2 protein-coding genes and 1 pseudogene are annotated in these 3,164 nt (G+C 37.7%); 1 reads left to right on the top strand and 2 read right to left on the bottom strand.

Going from position 1 to position 3,164, the window contains the following annotated elements; all coding sequences use genetic code 11:
- Window positions 1-656 precede the first annotated feature (656 nt).
- Window positions 657-1,076 (bottom strand): Fe-S cluster assembly scaffold IscU, encoded by a 420-nt coding sequence (iscU, locus tag Sarmat_RS06355; RefSeq protein ID WP_202149925.1) that lies wholly within the window; start codon window positions 1,074-1,076, stop codon window positions 657-659.
- A 79-nt stretch (window positions 1,077-1,155) separates the two neighbouring features.
- Window positions 1,156-2,097, bottom strand: coding sequence for a lytic transglycosylase domain-containing protein (locus Sarmat_RS06350; protein ID WP_202149924.1), 942 nt, complete (start codon window positions 2,095-2,097; stop codon window positions 1,156-1,158).
- Window positions 2,098-2,335: 238 nt separating this feature from the next.
- On the opposite strand from Sarmat_RS06350, the pseudogene Sarmat_RS06345 reads away from it, so the two are divergent.
- Window positions 2,336-2,997, top strand: a pseudogene (locus tag Sarmat_RS06345) (IS5 family transposase); the annotation flags it as partial.
- Between the last annotated feature and the right edge of the window lie 167 nt (window positions 2,998-3,164).

The raw sequence follows: 3,164 nt of genomic DNA, 5'->3' as shown, positions 1-3,164 counted from the left end.
AAAATATACCATCCCATAAACGTCTGGCATCCCTAGGGGGCGACCTGCCTTGTTTCCCCCTTCTTTTGTAAATTATCTTTTCGACTACGGCCCATTCTTCATCTGTTAAATCACTCGTATAGCTCGTTGACATCTCATATCCTCCCTTTGATGCCAATCATAACGATGTCCCTCCAATACTTCAACCTTTTGCGTGACTGGTTCTTACTTTTTTAAGAAAAATATTAATGCAATCAAAATTCATCGAAATTTTTGATTTTTTCCTCAGATCTATTATGTCTAACAATCCTTTAAATTCAAAGCTTAAGCAACTATGTGCCCGGTACTAAGGCGCAGCACTAAAATCAGGTATCTCTGAAAATATCAAAACATAATTGCAGATTTTTCAGGTATTGGGGTCCAGGACGTGGCTATGGCAGAGTTTATATTGTCTAGGCTCGTGCCAAATTAATCTTGACTATAGTAATTTAGATTGAATTAGATATAATTTTTCGTTATAATGAAAGGAAAAATGACAAAAAGCTATAGCAATGATTGAAGAGAAAAAGTAATAGAATATTTAGAAGCTGGGAACAGTTATAACCAAGCATCTAAATTACTATATAGCAACGAGGGCGCTCAGCAAAGAGCATATGCAATCGAGGAGGGTTGCGTCTCTAGCTCGCCACTTCAACCTTCTCCTTCCGCTGTTGCGTCAACGTCCGTTTTGCGCGGTAGTCTCTGATAGCTGCCTGAATTGCTTCGCGGGCGAGTAATGAACAGTGCAATTTAACAGGCGGGAGAGAAAGATGTTCCGCGATGGATTCGTTTTTTACTCCACCAGCCTCGTCTAGCGACATACCTAAGATCCACTCAGTAGCCAAAGAACTAGCTGCTATAGCAGAACCACAACCAAAAGTTTTAAATTTCACATCTTCAATAACGCCAGTTTCACTTACCTGAATTTGCAATTTCATTACATCACCACATGATGGTGCACCAACGATGCCGGTACCTACATTGTGAGCATTCTTATCTAAAGATCCTACGTTACGTGGATTTTCGTAATGATCCATCACTTTTGTGCTATAAGCCATACAAATAACCCCTTAAATTTTTATTTTTACATTTATCAAAATTTATAACAATTTCCAAATCCCCAAAATCTACATTGGATTAGACACTACTCGTATTGACCTTTTTTACCATTTTCTTTGTGTTTTGTCTAGGATTCGCAGTTAGAGCTTTGCCGTTTGCAGAAATTTTAGCTCTATCCTTGTTGAGAGGTGAGTGATGAGGAGTCTTGCTTCTACGTACATCGTTTAAGGCCATTGTTTTGCTTTTCCCTTTGCTTTTGTCGCCGTCGCGTAATTTAGCTTGCGCGGCAAAGTTGCTGGTCGTTTTAGAAAGTACCACTAGAGAAGGATTTTTGCCTGCGTCACTCGCAACATTCGCGACAGCTTTTCTAGACATCGCCCGAGAAGTTGAGGGATATTTGATATGACGTATCAATTTTGTTTTATGCGCATCCATGTTCTCACATATCCTAATAACAGATGCTCCATACCTTCCTCCAAGATGCGGGTTGGCTGAGTGATAATGCGCAATGGCCTTACTCCAACTGGCAAGCTGCTTGTGTTTCTCTTGCAAAAATTTTGCCGCATATTCGATATTTGCCCTCGGATCAAAAGCTTGATTCAGAGTACGAAAAGCATTGGGATGGTAATGTAAGTTAATTTGCATACAACCTACGTCTATCACATCATTCCCGCTTAATAACTCTTGCCGCACAAAGCGCATAGCTTCCAGTTTAGTTTGAAAAAAATAACCCTTACCCTTAGTATTCACCGTCCATGGCCACACTGTGCGCACGCCACCATCAACGTTCTTACTAGATTCCTGCAATGCAATTGCATGCAACAAATCTGGCGGTAAATTGTATTTTGATTCAAAATGTCTAAAATATCTTATACACTTTAATGAATCCTTAAATTCCTTAGTAATGGCGTAGCAATGGGTGTGTACGGCGCATGTCAGAAAAAAAATAACAGCAAATCTCATTGTATCATCATTAATCAAAACTACATTGAGTTTATTACAATTTATTTCTACAGTCAATAATATCCATCCCTTCTGCTATAGCATTCCTAACTAAACATAAACAAAAGAATTTGTTTGTTGAATAAAAGGTATAACGAATGAAATATCATATCCATAGCCTTTGAATAACGTTTGGAGTGCCTATTAACCTTGTCAAATAATAGACCTCTTCGGAAACTAGACTTTTCATAAAATATTAGACCTCTTGCATAACCTAAGGGATAGGTATTAACTAACCTCTATAAGAGAGGTTAAGATGAAATACGAAAAGATAAAGAATTATAAAGATGGAGAGTTTCGAAGGTTAAGCGATGTGAAGCGATCTACGTTTAAAAAGATGATAGCAATACTTGAAGAAGCGGAAAAAAGCAAGAGACGGGAAGCCAAATGCGCTATTGATAGAAGATCGGCTATTAATGGCTTTGCAATACTTAAGAGAGTATCGCGCATACTTTCATGTTGCTTCTTCCTATGGAATATCAGAGAGCAGTTGTTATAGAAATATCAGGTGGATAGAAGATACGTTAGTAAAGCGCCAAGAGTTTGCATTACCTGGAAGGAAAGCTTTACTCCATGATATGGAATATGAAGTTGTACTCATAGATGCGACAGAGACGCCGATAGAGCGTCCTAAAAAACAAGGGTTAAGAATAAGAAAAGGATTAAAATCGGAATAACAAGCAAAAGCGGTATTATTCAGGCAAAAAGGAGGCGTGCATTAAAAACTCAAGTTGTTGTTGATAAGAAAAGCAAGCAAGTTATATGCACTGCTTTTACAAATGGTAAACGGCATGATTTTAGGTTATTCAAAGAGTCGAGAACAAAGATAAATCCTTCTATAAAGCTATTACTGATACCGGATATCAAGACATACAAAAGCTGCATAGCAAGTCTGAATTGCCCAAAAAGAAGACTAGACCTCTTGCGTAAGTATATAGAATTGGAAATTACTTACAGGGAGGGGTTGATATTTTTTATAAAGCGTGTATAGAACTTGATTTTTAACCAACAAGAGACTATACACAATGATAAGATACAGTAAAATTGCTAAACATCCAAGAGTTTTTTTAAGATTATTTGGCATG

This window comes from Candidatus Sarmatiella mevalonica (assembly GCF_016751895.1).
Lineage (GTDB): Bacteria > Pseudomonadota > Alphaproteobacteria > Rickettsiales > Rickettsiaceae > Sarmatiella > Sarmatiella mevalonica.
This window is presented reverse-complemented; position numbering and strand designations above follow the sequence as displayed.